The organism is Flavobacterium hydatis (assembly GCF_000737695.1).
GTDB lineage: Bacteria > Bacteroidota > Bacteroidia > Flavobacteriales > Flavobacteriaceae > Flavobacterium > Flavobacterium hydatis.
The window spans coordinates 80063-101237 of sequence record NZ_JPRM01000004.1; the positions used below are offsets into that span (position 1 = coordinate 80063).

Sequence of the window (21175 nt, forward strand, 5' to 3'; positions counted from 1 at the left end):
GTTTTAATGTCAAATAAAAAACCTCTCAGAATTTAATCTGAGAGGTCTCTCTTTATTTGTACATTCTCCTGAAGAGAAAAATCTTTATTATTTTTTAATCAACTTATGAGTACTTACTGTACCATTGCTATTTACAATCTTTATAATATAAAATCCTGAATTTAAATTTCCAATATTTACATTGTTAGATTGACTGGTTAAGGTATTGTTTTGTACTAGTTTTCCATCGATAGAGTAAATACTCATCGTTGAATTTACAGAATCACTATTCTGTAAGTTAATGTTAATTTCGTTATAAGCAGGGTTAGGGTAAATAATTACATGTTGAGCTTCAGTATTTAATAATTCTTCCGAAATATTTTCTGCTGTACGTTTGGTCATTACATTACCTTTTACATCTGCTTTAGACAAAGGCCCCCAGTTATTGGTAGTAAAGGCTCTTGATACTAATGAATAAGTGCCCAAAGGAAGTACGATACCTTTACTTGTATTGTACTGAAGTGCCGATGGTGATACAACACCATCTTTACCCATTGGGTCTGAACCATCAGTTGTATAATACACTTCCGTTCCTGTATTAGGATTGTTTATCGTAATCTTATTCGCTACCGTTGTATCAAATGGAGCTGCTAATAAGGTATGAACCATATTGTACTCTTGCCATTTTTGTAATGAATAGGATACTCTTTCAGGTACTTGAGCTAATACTCTAGGTACGTCTGTATTTTTCCAATAATTGTATACTTCTCTATCGAAAGACATATAAGCCGCATCCAATTTATACACATTGTTTAGTTCGGTTACGGTGTTTTTTATCTTAGTTTGCACATTACTCACAGAAAGAGGAGCCACAACATTGCTTTTTGGATCACCAAAAGCTGCCTGAACATAATCTTTTACGAATGTTTTAAATTCAAGATTTCCCGTAGTTTGATTTACATTTGACCCCATAAAGTTGCCAAACAAACCTCCAGGTCCTAATCTAGAATCATTTAAAATCCATTTTTGTTTGTAATTACCTCCACCACCAGCAAAACCTATGGGAGGCATTGTTGTTGATGAAGTAGGGGCTGTGAATCCTCCAAAAAATGCACCATCGGTATCATTTATGTTCATTTTGACTTTCATAAAAGTCGGTGCAAAATTGTGTACTATGGCAATTGCTTCGTTTTCGGTATCTGTAAACATAAACATAATCTGGAATTTGATTAAGTCCTCAATATCTACCCAATTTTTAAAACCTTGAAAATCTTTGGCTGCTGCGAGTTTCTTTATATTTTGCCAAATGGCAGTACTACCATCGCCTTCTTCTATAACTCCTATTGGGAAATTACCATCTTGTAAATTTACAGTTGTGTAATTATCAGTATCATCTCCAAATACTTCTTCTAAATTATTGGAACTAAAATCGTTTCTCATGGTTTTAACACCTCTGTATTTACCATTTATAAAGAAATTTATATATCGGGTATCTAGCGCATATTTGCCTATTTCTTTACAAAGGTTCATTGTCATCTTCTCGTCGAAACGTAAGTAACCCGTATTGTAAATATTATTCTGAGGACCATCTTGACCTTCTTTCAAAGAGATAACTTGTATCTTATTTGTAGTAGGATAAACTTCACCAGGATACGTATCAAAGAATGGGTAATTTGCTTTTTTAACGGATGCATTTTTGTTAAATTTAAATTTAACTCCGCCGTTATATTGTGCTAGACTTGCCTGTCCAAACTGCTTCGTAGTAGAATTTGAGAAAAAGTTGGTATGATCACTATAAATGTGTTTGTCTATATACTCAAACGAACCTTGTACCCAAAGAGGGGATATCTCTGCATCTGTCGATATAGAAACAATAGGTAATTCAGCTATTGCTTTTGAATATTCGTCGGCTGTTAATATATAAGCTTTATTTGTCCATTGCGCATAACTAGTAGGTAATTCGTTCTTATAGTTGTCTTGTAGTACATAAGTATGTGATATTACGCTAGAATTACCTGTTGTGTCATAAGCATATACTTTAAGTACACATGATTGTTTTATAGAAATAGGAGCAGTGTATTTTGTTCCAACTGTTTTAGAAGGAAACTTACCATCTAATGTATAATTAACAGTAATTCCAGACGGAGCCGTGATTGTTAAATCAAACCCTGTTGGGTATATACCTCTTTCTTTACTGAAAGATAAAGCTACTTTTTGTTGTCCAACTGTATTAGATAAATTGTATGTAGGATTGATAAAAGAAGCTAAAGTGGTTGCTGCATCAGTGGTTCGTCCATAACTCGTATTGTATGGAGTTTCGATGTAAGTCAATTCATCTAAAGCAGCTGTTCTTTTACCTGTTATAGTCGATAAATAAACTATACCTCCTGTGTTTTTTAAATCAAAGTTAAGATGGAAACTTCCTTTTTCTGGTTTTTTATCTGCTATCAATACTGCAAATCCTTTAGCAGGAACAAGGATGTTTTTAAGAATGTTTAGATCTTTTTTAGTGTCTTTATTCGATACAGAAACATTACTGTCGATAAGAATCATTTTGTCCAGACTGTTGTATATTTCTATCCAATCTTCCTTTTGATCTACTGTACCCTGTGCTGATACTTCGTTAATAACAAGTCCCTTCATTAAAGAAGAATCTGTTATAACATTTGTTAGTGTACTAATTACTGCTGCTGCATTTGGTCCTTTTTGATTGTCTTTGTATTTAATTACTAAACGAGGTCGGTACATATTGCCTGCTTCATAAGAGCGCACGCGGGCAAAATTTGATGACACGCCTTTGCCTTCAAACAAAAAGGCTAAGCTTTGTCCTGGTTCCCATCCTCTCAGACGGTTTTCATCAATCAGTTTTTTAATATCAACGGTACGGTTTTGTGCATAATCAGCGCGCGTATCTGTATTCCATAATTCACTATTTTCAGAATAAGCACGGCTTGAAATATTATTTTTTATTGGCGAATACGTTTGTGCATCACCAATCTCTGATTTTATAGATAAGTTAGTCGCATTGCTTGAACCATAGGCATAAAATTCGATATAGGCTTCTGTTATTTCGGCGTTAGCAGGGAAATCAACGGTTTGGAAACGAATCCCTGTTTTATAAGAATCTGATTGTCCTGCCAATGATAAATAAGCGTCACCTAAATACATATTGCCATCAAGGTTTTCTCTTCCGTCATCGTATCCAGCCGTTACAATGTTAGTATAGGTTTGTGTTTGGCTTGAATCAGTTGTTATGCTTGGCCCTGCACCATTATTAGCATATTTTATAACGAGACGTGGTCTGTAAAGTGTAGACGCCTCGTATGCATAAGCTCTTGCTCCATCATTTAAGCTTAGTCCATTAAATTTGAATGCGATATTTTCACCCGATTTCCATCCATTTAAGCGAATTTCATCAATAATATTTTTCAGATTTGGAGTTCGATTTTTTGCAAGATCGGTTATCCAAGCATCAGTTGTCCAATTTATTTTATTGTTAGTGTATTGGCGTAATGTAATGCTTTTAGGATCATATGTGTAAAGCAATTTTTGGTTCAATTCAGCATAAATATCTGCAGTTGTTGCAGGACTTGTGGCGTATGCATAAAATTCGATATAAGCATCCTTAATTTCTGAAGTTGCTGGAATTTGAGTATTACGGAAAATAAATCCAGTATTACTACCATCAGTACGTCCGCTCAAGAACATGGCGCCATCTCCCAAAGCCATATTACCGTTTGTGTATTCTCTTCCGTCGTCATTTCCAGTAGATATAATAGAGGCTTCGGTTTGTATTTCGTTCGGGTCAACCACTATACTTGGCCCAGCACCGTTAACAACATATTTTACAACCAAACGAGGCCTGTAAAGATTAGACCCTTCATAGGCATAAGCTCTTGCGCCATCGTTTAAGCTTATTCCATTGAATTTAAGCGCAATATTATCACCCGATTTCCATCCGTTTAAACGAATTTCATCGATAATATTTCTTAAATTAGGAGTTCGGTTTTTTTCAAGATCTTTAGTCCAGGTTTCAGTTATCCAGTGAATTTTATTAGTAGAGTATTCGCGAGCGGTAATACTTTTAGAACTATACGTGTAAGGCAATTTTTGGTTTTTCTCAGCGTATATATCTATAGCTGATGCTGGACTTGTGGCATAAGCACAAAATTCAACATAAGCATCTTTGATTTCAGCATTTGCCGGAATTTCAGTATTGTGAAAAATAAATCCGCTGTCACTTCCATCAGTGCGTCCACTCAAAAACATAGCGCCATCTCCTAAGGCCATATTGCCGTTTGTGTATTCTCTTCCGTCGTCATTTCCAGTGTTTATAATAGAAACATTGGTTTGTATTTCGGTTGGGTCAACGACTATACTTGGTCCTGCACCGTTAACAACATATTTTACAACCAAACGCGGTCTGTAAAGATTTGATCCTTCATATGCGTAAGCTCTTGCTCCGTCGTTTAATCCTAATCCATTAAATTTGAATGCAATATTATCACCCGATTTCCATCCGTTTAGACGAATTTCGTCAATAATATTTCTCAAATTTGGAGTTCGGTTTTTTTCAAGATCCTTAGCCCAGGCTTCTGTTGCCCAATGGATTTTATTATTGGTGTATTCGCGAGCTGTAATACTTTTAGGAGTATAAGTGTAAGGTAATTTTTGATTCTTCTCAGCATATATATTTATGGCTGTCGCAGGGCTTGTGGCGTAAGCGGAAAATTCAATATAAGCATCTTTGATTTCAGCATTTGCCGGAATTTGTGTATTGCGAAAAATAAAACCGCTGTCACTTCCATCAGTACGTCCGCTCAAAAACATAGCGCCGTCACCCAAAGCCATATTACCATTTGTGTATTCTCTTCCGTCGTCATTTCCAGTATTTATAATAGAGACATAAGTTTGTACTTCATTTGGGTCAACGATTATGCTTGGTCCTTTATTATTGTTAGCATATTCTATCACTAAACGAGGTCTGTAAAGTGTTGATCCTTCATAAGCATAAGCCCTTGCTCCATCGTTTAAAGCTAGTCCATTGAATTTGAACGCGATATTTTCTCCCGATTTCCATCCGTTTAAACGAATTTCGTCGATAATATTTCTCAAATTCGGAGTTCGATTTTTTTCAAGATCTTTAGTCCAAGCTTCAGTTGCCCACTGAATGTTATTATTGGTGTATTGGCGGGATGTAATGCTTTTGGGGTTAGATGTGTAAGATGATGCTTGGGTTGTTTCAGCATATATATTTACGGTTGTAGCAGGGCTTGTGGAGTAAGCATAGAATTCGATATAAGCATCTTTGATTTCTGCATTTGCCGGAATTTGGGTATTACGGAAAATAAAACCGCTGTCGCTGCCATCAGTACGTCCGCTTAAAAAGAGAGCACCGTCTCCCAAAGCCATATTACCATTAGTATATTCTCTTCCATCTTCATTTCCGATAGATATTATGCTTGCCGTAACTCCATTTAGTGGAGTTGTTTCGATATTAGGTCCATTTCCTTCTGTTTTATATTTAATTACAAGACGTGGTTTATATGATGCACCCATTTCATTGGTACACGCAGTAGCTCCATTATTTTGTAAAGTTCCAACAAATTTAAACCCGATTGCCTGACCTGATTTCCATCCTGATAAACGGGTTGCATCAATAATGTTTTTAAGATCGGGTGTTTTATATAGTTTGTTATTAACTAACCAAGATTCGGTAAACCAATTGATGGTATTTGCCGAATAGTTTCTTTTGGTAATATTACCTGATGTAGTAGCGTATGTAGCGGCATCAGCCAACTCGGTAGAGATGTTGACAGTACTAGCAGGACTTGTTCCGTAGGAATAAAATTCTATGTAAGCCTCTGATATTTCTGCTTTTTCTGGTATTTCGACAACAGGAAATCTTACTACACTATTGCTTGAATCAGATCTTCCACCTAAGTTGATATAGCCATCAGTCAGGTACATTGATCCATTGGTGTTTTCTCGACCATCATCTGTATTAGCTATTACGGTGGTTGTAAAAGTGCCGAAAGCCGATGTATAAGTTATTTGTAACTTGGGAGCCATCGCTACGTTTCCGTCATAAGACCACATAATAAATGAACCTTGTTGGTTTCCAGTTAGTTTAAAAGCTACATTAGCATTTCCTACACCCGCAGGAAACATATCTAATAACAAGTTTGTTACGTCGGGTGTTGTATATTCTTTATTTACTACACAAGCTGGGGTGCCCCATGTTACAGAATCGAATGTGTATTGACGTCCTTTTATTGAAGTAGCAGTGGTTACTGCGGTAGAGGCGGGATATGCATCTGAATTACCTCTTTCGCCAAATATAGAAACGGTTGTACCTATTGTACTGGCAGTTCTTCCGTAAAATATAATGTTAGCGCTCTTTATAACAGCATCTGCTGGTAATGAAATTTCTTGGAAACGAATGTATGTTTCAGTAGGTGCGGCAGTAGTTCCACCTTCTAAGTATAAGCCCGAACTTGTATAGTTTACAGCATTGTTGGATGTGGTTATTGCGACATCATTGTAGCTTCCTTTAATAGGAAGTTGTGTTTTTTGCTGTGCATTCAAACTGCCAATAAGGGAGAGTGAAATAAGGAAGAATAGTAGTTTTGTTTTCATAATATGTAGTATTTATTATGTGATTATAAGCAAGGTTTAAAAAAAACATGCAAATGTATTAACATGCTTGCATGTCGATTTCCTCAATAAGTTTTTTTTATATCATTTAAAAGCAGAAGGTTAAGGTGTTTTTGTGTAAAGCAAAAAATAAATATACAGAACGATTAATTATACTATGTAGCTAGTGTTGTAAACTTGATTTGTTTAAAATTAGGAGTCAAATATTCGGATAAAAAAAAGCCAGGAATTCACAAATTAACATTGGCTAATTTGTGAATTCCTGGCTAAAGGATTTAAAGATTATTTTTTGATTACTTCTTGTTGTAAACCAAAAGTGCTTCTTTTAAAATATTTACAGCAATAATTAAATCTTTTTTATTTAAGACGTAAGCAATTCTTACCTGATTTAGTCCCATTCCTGGAGTCGAATAGAATCCTGCAGCTGGAGCAACCATAACAGTTTCTCCATTTAAATCATAACTTTCTAAAAGCCATTGTGCAAAATCATCGGCATTTTCTATTGGTAATTGTGCAATACAGTAAAATGCTCCTTTTGGCTTAGTCACAATTACACCGTCAATTTTATTTAATTCGGTTATTAAAGTATCGCGACGACTTTTATATTCTGAGATAACTTCATCAAAATAACTTTGAGGTGTATCAATGGCAGCTTCACAAGCAATTTGTTCTATTGTTGGTGGGCTTAAACGTGCCTGAGCAAATTTCATTACCGTTGCCAGAACATCTTTGTTTTTGGTAACTAAACAGCCAATTCTTGCGCCACACATACTGTAACGTTTTGAAACTGAATCGACCATGATTACATTTTGCTGTACATCTTCAAGATTCATTACAGAGTAATGTACGTCATCTCCGTCATATAAAAACTCACGATAAACTTCGTCAGCGATTAAATACAAATCATGCTTTTTAATTAAAGTAGCCAATTGTTTAATCTCGGCTTCAGAATATAAATAACCTGTTGGATTACCAGGATTACATATTAAAATTGCTTTAGTTTTTGGTGTAATTAGCTTCTCGACAGCTTCAATGCTAGGTAAAGCAAAGCCACTTTCGATTGTAGAAATTACAGGAACTACAGTTGCACTTGTTGATGATGCAAAAGCATGGTAATTAGCATAAAAAGGTTCTGGGATAATAATTTCGTCTCCAGGATCTGTTATCGTGGCCAGCGCAAACAATAAGGCTTCAGAACCACCTGTAGTAACAATGATGTCTTCTGAGTTAACGTTTACATTTTGGCGTTGGTAAAATTTTGCTAATTTTTTTCTATAACTTTCATATCCCGCAGATGGACTGTATTCAATAATAGTTAAATCAATATTTTTTACCGCCTCGATGGCCACTTCGGGTGTCTTGATATCCGGTTGACCAATGTTTAGATGATACACTTTATGTCCTTTTTGTTTTGCAAGATCTGCAAAAGGAGCAAGTTTACGTATCGGTGATTCGGGCATGTTTCTGCCTTTGTGTGAAATTGTTGGCATGTGTTTTATTATTGAAGTGCAAATTTGCATTTTTTTTTCGAATTTAACGTAAACAATATATGTACTTGCTTATTTGTATTAATTAACTAAAATTTTAGTATTTTTATAAGAAATACTCTTAATGAAAAGAAAAATTACTTTGTTTTTTTTGCAAATGATTAGTTTTACTGCATTTGCGCAAAATGGATTTGTTATTGATGAGCATACTAACAAAATTAGTATTCCTTTTAAATTAATAAATAATCTAATATTTGTCCCCATAAAGGTAAATGGAGTTGAATTAAATTTTTTATTAGATTCGGGAGTCGATGACACTGTCCTTTTTAGTTTAGAAGATAAAAAAGGAGTAAATTTTTTTAATGTCGAAAAAATAAGACTTAGAGGTCTAGGAGCCGAAGAAGCAATTGAAGGTTTAAAATCGACAAATAACACATTAGATATAAATGGATTAAAGTCAACCAATCATTTATTGTATATAATATTGGATCAGGATTTTAATTTGTCTTCTCATATTGGTATTCCTGTAAATGGTATTATAGGATATCAGTTTTTTAGAAACAATTTAGTTGAGATTAATTATCAGAAGAAAAAAATCATTGTTTTAAAATCGAATGAGCAAAATCGAATCAAATTTCAGAAAAAATTCGAGTCTATTCCTATTAGTATAGAGAAAGCTAAACCTTATATTTATTCAACAGCAGTTTTAGATAGTGTTGAGACTCCTGCCAAACTTTTGATAGATATTGGGAATAGTGATGCTTTCTGGGTTTTTCAAAATTCAAGAATAAAAGTGCCCGAGAAAAATTTCGAAGATTATTTAGGGAAAGGATTTAGTGGAGATATTGAAGGAAGACGAGCTAGAGTTTCTTCGTTCTCTATCGGAGATTTTACTTTTAAGAATCCTATAATTGCTTTTCCAGATTCAAGTTCTATTCGTAATGTAAAAATGGTTCCTGATAGGATTGGTTCTGTAGGAGGAGAGATTTTAAAAAGATTTACATTGGTTTTTGACTATGCAGATAAAAAAATATACCTCAAGAAGAACAAAGAATTTTCACATCCATTTACTTATAATAAAAGCGGAATCATAATTCAGCACAATGGTTTGCAATGGGTACAAGAAACTGTGCATCTGGAAACTGTTCCTATGATGGGAAATACATTTGATTCTAAAGGAGAAAAAATGAGTAATGATTTTAGGTATAAATTTCAATTAAAACCCGTTTTTGAAATAGCTAATATCCGAAAAAAATCAGCAGCCGAACGTTCAGGACTAAAAAGTGGTGACGTTATTATTAGCATCAACGGAAATAAAGCCTATAAATATTCTTTGCAACAAATAAATGCATTGCTAAAATCTGAAGATGATATTTGGATAAACATAGAAGTTGAAAGAGAAAGTCAAATCTTAAAATTTCATTTTAGATTAACAGATGAGTTGTAAAACAATACTATTGCTATAATAATTTAGTAGTTAATGTATTTATTGGAAACGTGTTAAAATGCTGGTTTTTAGAGTTTAATAATCTAAAATAAGGGTGTTTTTGGTGTTGAAGAATTGTTTAGTTATTTTTATCAAAATCTAATAATAATATATGGTCAAAAACTACTTTGTTACATTAAAATTACTTTTAATTCTTATTGCTTTATTTTTATTACCTACTAACAGTATTGCACAATGTGCTGGATTAGATACGGAAGTAAAAATATGTGATATTGAAAATCCGATACATCAATCCATTAATTTATTTGGGTTATTAGATGGAACTCCAACTGCTGGAGGAAAATGGACAGATGATAGCAACTCACAAGCATTAGATACTATAACAGGTATTTTATCAGCACAAAATATTAGTAGTGGTGGAGTTTATGAGTTTACCTACACTGTTCCAGCTGCTTCAGGATGTGTAAATAATACAGCTAAATTAAGAATTACTATTGGTGCTTATGCAGGAGTGCCCGCTCCTTATGCTACACCGTGTAGTGATAGGGATACTTATAATCTTTTTGAGGCATTTAATGGTACAGTGATGGGACCACATAAAAACGGAACCTGGACAGACAGTGCAGGGAAAATTGTGCGCTCATCATTTCCGATAAAAGGAGTGCAAGGAACTTTTAAATTTACATATACAGTACCGCCTGTACCGGGTTGTGTGTTACTAATACCATCAGTCACCGTATGGATAACGGTTGTAAGAGCACCTGAGCCAGGTAATGCAAAAGATTTATTGCTGTGCGGAAGTACTGATTTAGCGGCTTATACCAATTTTGATTTACATAATTTACTTGTTGGTCAGGATCCCGGAGGCGAATGGAGTGGTCCAGGGATAGTAGCGCCAGCTTATAAAGTCAATTTTCAGAAAATATTTGATACGCAGGGAGCGGGAGATTATACATATACTTATACTGTTTTGGCACCAACTCTTAATGGACATAGACCATGTTCTAATAAATCGGTGTCAGCAGTGATTACACTCGAAAAAAGCCTCGATTTTACAGGAGCTACCCTTGTTGTAGATTCAGATATATGCGAAACAGAAATTGCTAATGCGACTTATTTAGCAACACTTACAAAAGGTTCAGAAGCTATACCCAACGGACAATATCATCTTACTTATCAAGTAACAGGCTCAAAAGGGACATCAGTTGCTATTGAAACAATAATCTTTAATAATGGTGTGGCGACCTTTCCTTTACCAGCTATCAATTTTCAAGAAGTTGGAGCTTTTAAAGTAGAAATTACGAGTATCGTTGCCGATTGGAATAGAGGAGCTTGTAAAAACATAGTCAATAATTTATCGGATATCTTAAATGTTTTCCCAATTCCAAATATAAATTCTGCAAAATTAAAAATTGACCCAATTTGCCAGAAAGAAAATGCTGTCGTACAGACTAGTGGCGCTACAAATCTCTCAAACGGAACGTATGATATTGTATATAAACTTAGTGGAGCCAATGTTGCAAATGCACAAGGAGCATCGATAACTGTTGTTAATGGAGTTGTATCTAATTTTATAATTCCATCAACTTTAATTAGTAAAGAAGGGAATACCACTGTGGTAATTACAAAGATTACTAATACTGTTACTAAATGTACTAATACGGCTAATGTTGTTGGTAGTATTGTAGTTAAGCCTTTACCTAATGCAACTAATTTTAAGGTTCAAGTAGATGATTATTGTTTAAATGAACCCGTTACAGTTTCGCTTTCAGGATTAGGAACTTTAAAAGATATTGCAATTTCGTACACGATTTCCGGAAGTAATTTGGCAACAACACAAGCAGTAACTTTAGTTGTTGCAAATGCGAAAACGAGCTTTGTGATTCCGCAAAATTTACTCACTAATACAGGTTCATCTACGCTTACAATTACAAAAGTGACCAATAATGAAACTACTTGCGCGGTTGTACCTACAGGTTTACTAGATAATTTTTTAATAAATCCTATTCCTGTCGCACCAACAACTACACCTCAGGAATTTTGTAAATCAGATGGAGCTACAGTTGCTAATTTAGTACCAAACGGAACACGATATAAATGGTATGATTCAGCCACAGCTACTACAGCTTTGTCTGCATCAACAATATTGGTATCTGGAAATTATTATGTTAAAGAAACGGCACTTTCTGGTGGATGCGTATCATCAGAAAGTTTAAGTGTTATTACTATAAAAGATATACCTGCACCGGTATTAATCCCGAAAGGACAAGATTTTTGCGGAATAAATAACCCTACAATCGCCGATTTATCTAATAATACCAATGCCTCGGCTTCGGTAGTTTGGTATGATGCTCAGGATAACGGAAATCAGTTAACCAATGCAACTTTGCTTCAGGATAATGCAACCTATTATGGATTTGATTTTTCGACGACTATAAATTGTTTCTCAAATGATGTTTTGATAGCAAAAGTTTCGCTTACAAATTGTACTAGTACAGAATACGCCGATTTCTTTATTCCCGACGGATTTTCTCCAAACGGAGACGGTACAAACGATACTTATACAATTCCCGATATAGATTTTTTATATCCCGATTATACACTCGAAATTTATAACAGATATGGAAACTTAATGTTTAAAGGCAATAAAAATAAACCTGAATGGGATGGTAAGAATTCCGATTCCAAAATAATTGATGGAGTTGCACCAAATGGCGTTTATTTTTATGTTGTCCATTTCAATAAAGATAACAGATCGCCTTTGCAAGGTCGTCTTTATTTAAATCGATAATTCCTATTTAATATAATTTTCAGATGAAAAAAATAATACTAATTATAAGTTTTCTTTTCTATATCCTTCATGCATCAGCGCAGCAAGATCCCGAGTACACACATTATATGTATAATATGAGTGTTGTAAATCCTGCTTATGCAACAGGAACTCCTGCAATGTTAAATTTAGGAACACTATATAGAACACAATGGGTAGGAGCAATTGGTGCACCTAAAACATTTAACTTTTTTGCACATACTTCTTTAAGTAATAAAATAGAAGTAGGAGCTTCATTAATATCTGATGATATTGGTGATGGAGCAAAAAAAGAGAATAATTTCTACGCCGATTTTGCTTATATACTAGAATTAGGAGGAAACAATAAACTTTCGTTAGGGCTAAAAGCAGGATTAACTTCTTTGCAAACTAATTTTAATGGATTCAAGCTTCAGAGTGGCGATGTAACTACCGATTTGGCTTTCGCCGAAAATGTAAATGTTACCAAGCCCAATATAGGTTTAGGAGCATATTATTTTACAGATAAGTTTTATGTCGGATTATCGGCACCAAATTTATTGAAGTCCAAACATATCGAAGAGAAATCGGGGATAAATGCCTATGGTTCCGAAGATATTCATACGTTTTTAACCGCAGGATATGTTTTTAATCTTAGTGATATGTTTAAACTGAAACCAGCTTTTATGTCAAAATTTGTGGTTGGAGCACCCGTTTCTGTCGATATTACGGCAAATGTTTTATATAATGAAAAATTTGAATTAGGAGCTGCCTATAGAATCAATGATGCGGTAAGTGTTCTTATAAATGTAAATGTTACCAAAGCAATTAGAGTGGGATATGCGTATGATTATACAACATCTAATTTTGGACAGTTTAATTCTGGAACGCATGAAATCATGCTTTTTTTTGACTTGGATTTATTAGGCAAAGGATATGATAAATCACCAAGATTCTTTTAAAATGAAAAATATGAAAAAATTACTAGTTATTATATTCGTATTTTTAATACAGTTTATAAACGCTCAAGAGCAAGATATTGCCAGAGCAAAGCGTTTCTTTGATAAAACGTATTACAGCGAAGCCATTCCGTTGTACGAAAAAATAGTTTCCGAAAAGCCTTCGGCGGAAGCCATAAAAAACTTAGCCGATTCGTATTATTATACCAATGATTTAAAGAAAGCACAGCAATATTATAGATTCCTGATAAAAAGTTATGATAAGGATTTAGATAGAAACTACTATTTTAAATATGCCCATACACTTAAAGCGACCAATAGTTATGAGGAAGCAAATGAAGTTTTAAAGCAATATTATTCTAAAAATAGTCAGGATTATTTAGACTTTGAAAATGCTACCAAAGAGCTAGAGAATATTTCGGCAATAGGAGATAGATATACTATTAAAAATCTAGCTATAAATACCAAGAATTCTGAGTTTGGAGCGATAAAATACAAAGATAGTTTGGTTTTTGCAGCTGTAAAAAAGAAACCAGGACTATTTGATAAAATGTACAAATGGGATAATGAAACGTATCTTAATCTAGTTTCGGCATCTATAAACAAGATAAAAGCAGGAGATTCTATTGCGTATTATTTTGCAAAAGAATTAAAAACAGGAATGCACGAATCGAATGCCGTTTTTACAAAAGATGGTAAAACGATTTATTTTACAAGGAATAATTATAAAAACGGAAGAAGAGGAAAGAACGATGATAAAATCTCCAATCTTCAGATTTTTAGAGCTGAACTTATAAAAGGGAAATGGAAAAATGTGGTATCACTTCCGTTTAATAGCGAGAATTATTCTGTAGAACATCCAGCATTAAGTCCTGACGAAAAAACATTATATTTTGCTTCGGATATGCCGGGAACATTGGGTTTATTTGATATATTTTCGGTAGCGATATATGAAAAAGTATATGGGAATCCTCAAAATTTAGGTGCATTAATAAATACAGATAAAAGAGAACAGTTTCCGTTTGTATCAAAAGATAATAAGCTTTATTTCTCTTCAGATGGGCATTTGGGTTACGGATCACTCGATGTTTTTGTTTCCGAAATTAAAGATGGAACATTTGCAAAACCGCTTAATGTTGGTTTACCATTAAACTCGAATTTAGATGATTTTTCGTTTAATATAGATTCAGATACCAAAGAAGGATATTTTGCCTCGAATAGAACAGGAGGAAAAGGGAGTGACGATATCTACCAATTAAATGAAATTAAACCTTTACTAATAGAAGATTGCAAACAACTTATTGCAGGAGTAATTACTGATATTGACACTAAGTTGCCACTAGAAAATGCTGTTGTAATTCTTCAGCAAGAAGAAAGTAAACAATTGCGTACAATTGTAACGGCTGCTGATGGAAAGTTTAATTTTAAAGTTGCTTGTGAATTATCTTATACCATCTCGGCATCCAAAGAAAATTATACAAGTAATTCCAGAATCTTAGTTCTTGATAAAACAAGAGGAAAAAGTAATGATGCTTCGATGGCGCTCAAATCTCTTGAGGTTTTAAAACAAGAAGAAAAACAACTTGAAGAACAGAAAAAACAAAAAGAAGCATTGGAGTTAGTGGCTTTAAAAGCAAAAGAGGCGAAGGTTAAAGCAGATGAACTTGCCCAGGTCGAAATCAAGAAAAAAGAAAAAGCAGCGAAAGCTATTACAGATCAAAAGGAAAAAACAGAGAAGATTATTGCGCAGGAAAAAGATGTTATAAGAGATAAAGATCGATTAATTATCAAGACTGATCCTATTTATTTTGATTACGATTTGTGGTATATAAGAAGAGAATCTAAAGTTATCCTAAACAGAGTTTTAGAATTAATGAAGAAATATCCAGATATGGTTATCGAGATTGGTTCTCATACCGATTCCAGAGGTAATGATAAGTATAATGCCAATTTATCTCAAAAAAGAGCACAGTCGACCAAAGAATATCTGGTAGATTCTGGAATTGATACAAAGCGAATTGTAGCCAAAGGTTATGGAGAATCGGTGCCGATTATAAAATGTAAAACCGATGATGCTTGCAACGAAGAACAACACGAGCTAAACCGTCGAAGCGAATTTGTGATTAAGAATTTATAAGGTGGGGAAATTAACCGCAAAGTAAGCAAAGATTTACGCAAAGCACGCAAAGGTTTTAAATCCGTTTAATCTTTTAATCTGTGGCTAAGAATTTAACAGCAAAGGGCAAAAAGGTTTACGCAAAGCTCGCAAAGTTTAAAATCAGTGGCAGAAAAATTCGTGGCTAACCAAAAAAAATCGCTTCCTAAATTTTAGGAAGCGATTTGTATTTACAAGAAGTTTGTTTTGAATGTTAGTTCGCTACTTCTCCTCTGATTTTTAAAGCTACACGACCCTCTGGGTAGTTTACTGCATTAGTTTCTACAGTAATTGTTTTTCTTATTGGCCCTGGAGCCATATTAAATTTAACTTCAATTTTTCCTGATTTTCCAGGCATAATTGCCGCACTTGGTTTAGATACAATACTAATACCTGCTGTAGACTGTACTGATGTGATCATTAATGGAGCATCTCCAGAGTTGGTAAATTCAAAGGCTTTGGCCCCGTTATCACCTTTACTTACTGTACCATAATCAATCGTATTGTCCTTGGCAGCAAAATCAATTTTTGGGCCGTTTTGAGCAAGACCGATGGTTGTTACCATTAGGATTGCTATAAATGAGGCTGCTTTCTTCATTTGAAATTGTTTTAAGTTATTAAGTAAATATACTTTCTTTTAATTAATACACAAATTATTAATTCGCTTTTTATAGTGTACTTAATTATTTACTTTTGTTCTCTATTACAAATACAAAAATCAAACCAAAGTATAAAAGGGTTATTTGTTAAGCTGCCAGATCGTTTATTTTACTGAGGTAAAAACGATTAGACAATTTAGTGATTAAACAATTTAATGATAAAACATATCCAAGATAAAATGACAATTCCAGCACAATTTGACGCTAAGACAATCGAGAACAAATGGTACGAGTATTGGATGAAAAATAATTATTTTCATTCAGAGCCAGATCATAGAACACCTTATACTATTGTAATCCCTCCGCCTAACGTTACTGGGGTCTTGCACATGGGGCACATGCTTAATAATACCATTCAGGATGTATTAATAAGAAGAGCGCGTCTTAAAGGATTCAATGCTTGTTGGGTACCAGGAACAGATCATGCATCGATTGCTACAGAAGCTAAAGTTGTTGCTAAACTAAAAGCCGAAGGAATCAATAAAAATGATTTAACTCGTGAAGAATTCTTGGCTCATGCTTGGGAATGGACGGATAAATACGGTGGTGTAATCTTAGATCAGCTAAAAAAACTAGGAGCTTCTTGCGACTGGGAAAGAACTAAATTTACAATGGATCCAGATATGTCGGCTTCAGTAATTAAATCGTTTGTTGATTTGTACAACAAAGGATTAATCTATAGAGGTTACCGAATGGTAAACTGGGATCCTGAGGCAAAAACAACTTTATCTGACGAAGAAGTTATTTATGAAGAACAACAAGGAAAATTATTTTTCCTTAAATATAAAATCGAAGGAACTGAGGAATTTTTGACCGTTGCCACAACGCGACCAGAAACTATTTTTGGTGATACAGCAATTTGTATCAATCCAAATGATGAGCGTTTTACACATTTAAAAGGTAAAAAAGCTATTATTCCTATCTCAGAAAGAGTTATTCCTATTATCGAAGACGAATATGTAGATGTAGAGTTCGGAACAGGGTGTCTTAAAGTGACTCCTGCACACGATATGAATGATAAAACGCTAGGAGAGAAGCATAATCTGGAAATTGTAGATATTTTTAATGAAGATGCTACACTTAATAGTTTTGGATTGCATTACCAAGGAAAAGATCGTTTTGTAGTTCGTACAGAAATCGCAAAAGAACTAGAAGAAATTGGAGCTTTGGCGAAGACTGAAATACACCTTAATAAAGTAGGAACTTCTGAAAGAACAAAAGCGGTAATCGAACCAAGATTATCAGATCAATGGTTTCTTAAGATGGAAGATTTAGTAAAACCAGCAATTAAATCTGTTTTAGTTGATGGAGATATTAAATTACACCCAAAACGTTTTGAAAATACATATGCGCATTGGTTAAATAATATTCGCGATTGGAATATTTCTCGTCAGTTATGGTGGGGACAACAAATTCCTGCTTATTATTATGGTGATGGAAAAGAAGATTTTGTAGTTGCAGAATCTATCGAAGACGCTTTAGTTTTAGCAAAAGCGAGAACAAACAATCAAGAATTAACAACAAACGATCTTAAACAAGATGTTGATGCACTAGATACTTGGTTCTCATCTTGGTTATGGCCAATGTCGGTTTTTGGTGGAATTATGGATCCAGAAAGTGCAGACTACAAATATTATTATCCAACAAATGACTTGGTTACAGGTCCGGATATCTTGTTTTTCTGGGTTGCCAGAATGATTATTGCAGGGTATGAATATGCAGGCGAAAAACCATTCACAAATGTATATTTAACAGGTTTAGTGCGTGATAAACAACGTCGTAAAATGTCTAAATCATTAGGAAATTCTCCTGATCCTTTAGATTTAATTGATACATTCGGTGCAGATGGAGTTCGTGTAGGATTGCTTTTAAGTGCTTCTGCAGGAAACGATATTATGTTTGATGAAGAATTATGTAATCAAGGAAAAGGATTCTCTAATAAAATATGGAACGCCTTTAAATTGATAAAAGGATGGGAAGTTTCGGATACAATTCTGCAACCAGAATCATCAAAAGTGGCAATCGAATGGTACGAAGCTAAATTGCAACAAACATTAGTAGACATCGAAGATAATTTTGAGAAATACAGAATTTCAGATGCTTTAATGGGGATTTATAAATTGGTTTGGGATGATTTCTGTTCTTGGTTCCTTGAAATGATTAAGCCAGCTTACCAACAACCTATTGACAGTGCTACTTTTGCGAAAGCAATAGAAATGTTAGAAAGTAACTTGAAATTGTTGCATCCGTTTATGCCTTTCTTAACAGAGGAAATTTGGCATTTAATTGCCGAGAGAACTCCAGAAGAGGCTTTAATTGTTTCGACTTGGCCAGAATTAAAATCATTTGATGCTAAACTAATTGCTGATTTTGAAAATACAAGCGAGGTAATTTCTGGAATAAGAACAATTCGTAAAGACAAGAATATTCCGTTTAAAGATGCTATCGAATTAAAGGCTGTAAATAACGATAAAGCTTCAACTTATTTTGATTCGATTGTAACCAAATTAGGAAACATCACTTCATTAGAATATGTTTCGGATAAAGTAGATGGAGCACTATCTTTTAGAGTAAAATCGAATGAATATTTTATTCCGATAACAGGAAATATTAATGTTGAAGAAGAAATCGCAAAACTTACTGCAGAGTTAGTTTATACGCAAGGATTCTTGAAATCGGTTCAGTCTAAATTGGCAAATGAAAAATTTGTTGCAGGTGCGCCAGAGAAAGTTTTGGCTAACGAAAAACAAAAAGAAGCTGATGCATTAGCAAAAATTGCTACAATCGAGCAAAGTTTAGCTGGTTTGAAATAAGAATCAGAATTGCTTTTAAAAATAGAAAATCCCAATACTAAATTTTAGTATTGGGATTTTTGTATTTAATGAAGATTTTATTTTACGGGCTCTCTTAGTATTGTTCTCAGTTTTTCGGGAGGAGTTTTTCGGAAATCAGATAAATAGATTTCATGATGCATTCCGTTTTTATGTAAATTATTTTCTTTAGAAAATTTCTGAATCTGTTTGAGTGTTTCGGGTTCATTGGCAAAAGGCCCAACATGAAGAATTTGTATTACTTTACCTTCTGTCATTTCATAAAATTCAATTGTACTTGCTAGTTTTATTTGTTTTTTGATGCAAATAGCAATAGCAGTTTCAACTTGTTCTTTGGTAACAAAATCTGGCATCCTAATCATGATTCTGTAATTCCATTCGCTTCTTGGGATTTTTAATGGTGCTTCGTCAATAGATACGTTATTGTATTTTTCTTCATCAAAACTCCATAAAGCTTCAAGTTTAGGAACAACAAAGTCATTGTTTAATGCTTTGCACATAAATTTTATCGTATAAGCTGTTGGATACAGTGCTTGGATATTATCTACAAAAGTTCCACCGGAAGGATCGCCTTTGCCTACAATAGATAAATAATGCGCTTTTTTAATATAAATTATTTGAGGCTTAGTTTTAGCAGTATAATATGCTTTATCTGTTTTTGTTAAATCTAATTTATCCATCTTTTGTATGTTTAGATTACAAAGTAAATTACAACTAGTGACAACCCTATGTCATTAGTAAATCTATTTTTACTTCTTTCTGGTTAAAACCAAAAATAAAGGATAAGAAACTAAGGTGATACCAACTATAATAATAAAGCTTTTAGGGTCACTATATATAAATCCGGTTAATAGTGCTAATGACACCAAAATAGCCAAAATAGTAGTCCATGGATACCAAAAAGAATGATAAGGTCTTGGTAAATTAGGTTCTGAAAATCGTAGTTTAAGAAGCGAAAAATAAGCCAATCCCCAAACGATAATAGAGGTAAAAGCAGCAAAAGAAAATAAGACTTCAAATGAGCCAATACAGATTAAGAATAAACTAAATAATGAAGAAACCAAAAGTGCAACAATTGGAGTTCCGCCTTTGTTTACCGCTGTCCCTTTTTTGATAAAAAATCCATCACGACTCAGTCCGTATAAAATTCTTGGCGGAATCATCATGAATGCATTCAAAATACTAATCAGAGAAAAAATAGAAATGACTGTAACTATTATAGCTCCATTTTTCCCGAAGATAATGTTTGCTACATCGGCAGCAACCAGATTAGATTTTGCTACAGTTTCAAGTGGTAAAACATGCAAAAAAGCAATGTTTACTAAAACATAAATAGCAATTACAAGTAGTACGCCGCTAAATAATGATTTTGGAATGTTCTTGCTCGGGTCATCATTTTCTTCAGCAAAAAAGCAAACGCTGTTCCATCCATTATAAGTCCCGATGATTAGTTGAAGGGATTTAAATAATCCAAATAAAATACTAATCTGAAAGATAGAACTGTCTTTTTGAATCGGTGCGAACTTTACGCCCGAATACATAAAACAAGCAACAACTAAGGCAACAAAACAAATTACTTTAATAAAGCTGGTAATTTGCTGAATAATGCTACCATTTTTTACCCCGCTTAAATGTAACAATACAAAAGCTATTAATAAGGATATAGCAATTGTTGTTGAGTAGCTTTGCAGACTTGGAAATAAAATAATGATATATTCGCTGATAACGATGCAGTAAAAAGCAGGCGGAATTACATTGGTAATATAATCGAACCAACCCGAGAGAAAACCAGCATAATTACCAAAAGCTCTTTTTATATAATTATAAGATCCTCCCGCTTTAGGAAGCATAGTAGCTAATTCTGCATAAGAATTGGCTCCTATTAAGACAAATAATCCACCAAAAAGCCATGAAGCAATAATGAGCCAGTAATTATCTAATAATCCCGCAATCGTACCTGGTGTGCGTAAAATTCCAACTCCGATCGTACCCCCAATTAATACCGCAATATTAAAACTTAGTCCTAGACTTTTCTTTAATTGGTTCTTTTTGGAGTCTATCATATTTAGAAATTTTGTAGGATGTTGAGGTTTGGATTATTTACTTGGCAAAAGTAATACAATTAATGTACTTTTCTTTAAAACAAAAAACCTCGTTTAGTAATAAACGAGGTTTGATTTTATACTATTATATTGAGATTAAGCTAGTGAAAA

Annotated in this window: 10 protein-coding genes; 5 read left to right on the forward strand and 5 right to left on the reverse strand. The window is 33.8% G+C overall.

Features of this window, described 5'->3' with window-relative positions; translation table 11 throughout:
- Positions 1-87: 87 nt before the first annotated feature.
- Complete coding sequence (locus IW20_RS03805) at positions 88-6618, reverse strand: FN3 associated domain-containing protein (RefSeq protein ID WP_035619032.1); 6531 nt, start codon at positions 6616-6618, stop codon at positions 88-90.
- A 311-nt stretch (positions 6619-6929) separates the two neighbouring features.
- Positions 6930-8126, reverse strand: coding sequence for a pyridoxal phosphate-dependent aminotransferase (locus IW20_RS03810; protein WP_035619034.1), 1197 nt, complete (start codon positions 8124-8126; stop codon positions 6930-6932).
- Between the two features lie 121 nt (positions 8127-8247).
- On the opposite strand from IW20_RS03810, the gene IW20_RS03815 reads away from it, so the two are divergent.
- The 4 genes from IW20_RS03815 (at position 8248) to IW20_RS03830 (ending at position 15454) form a co-directional block, all read left to right on the forward strand.
- Entirely contained in the window at positions 8248-9570 is a 1323-nt protein-coding gene (locus tag IW20_RS03815) for a retropepsin-like aspartic protease (protein WP_035619036.1), read from the forward strand.
- A 151-nt stretch (positions 9571-9721) separates the two neighbouring features.
- Positions 9722-12361 (forward strand): gliding motility-associated C-terminal domain-containing protein, encoded by a 2640-nt coding sequence (locus tag IW20_RS03820; RefSeq protein WP_035619039.1) that lies wholly within the window; start codon positions 9722-9724, stop codon positions 12359-12361.
- Positions 12362-12384: 23 nt separating this feature from the next.
- Positions 12385-13320, forward strand: a complete 936-nt coding sequence (locus tag IW20_RS03825) for a PorP/SprF family type IX secretion system membrane protein (protein ID WP_035619041.1) — start codon at positions 12385-12387, stop codon at positions 13318-13320.
- Between the two features lie 10 nt (positions 13321-13330).
- Complete coding sequence (locus IW20_RS03830; protein WP_051885534.1) at positions 13331-15454, forward strand: OmpA family protein; 2124 nt, start codon at positions 13331-13333, stop codon at positions 15452-15454.
- A 232-nt stretch (positions 15455-15686) separates the two neighbouring features.
- On the opposite strand, the gene IW20_RS03835 is transcribed toward IW20_RS03830, so the two are convergent.
- Positions 15687-16070: a DUF1573 domain-containing protein gene (locus IW20_RS03835; protein WP_035619044.1), complete on the reverse strand. Its 384-nt coding sequence runs from the start codon at positions 16068-16070 to the stop codon at positions 15687-15689.
- Positions 16071-16310: 240 nt separating this feature from the next.
- Between IW20_RS03835 and IW20_RS03840 the strand changes: the two genes are divergently transcribed.
- On the forward strand, positions 16311-18944 hold the full coding sequence (locus IW20_RS03840; RefSeq protein WP_035619155.1) for a valine--tRNA ligase: 2634 nt from the start codon (positions 16311-16313) through the stop codon (positions 18942-18944).
- 77 nt (positions 18945-19021) lie between these two features.
- Here the strand turns inward: IW20_RS03840 and IW20_RS03845 are convergent, their stop codons facing one another.
- Positions 19022-19642 (reverse strand): GyrI-like domain-containing protein, encoded by a 621-nt coding sequence (locus tag IW20_RS03845; protein ID WP_035619047.1) that lies wholly within the window; start codon positions 19640-19642, stop codon positions 19022-19024.
- Between the two features lie 69 nt (positions 19643-19711).
- The gene (locus tag IW20_RS03850; protein WP_035619049.1) at positions 19712-21025 is read right to left on the reverse strand and encodes an APC family permease; all 1314 of its coding nucleotides are present in this window, start codon (positions 21023-21025) and stop codon (positions 19712-19714) included.
- Positions 21026-21175: the final 150 nt, after the last annotated feature.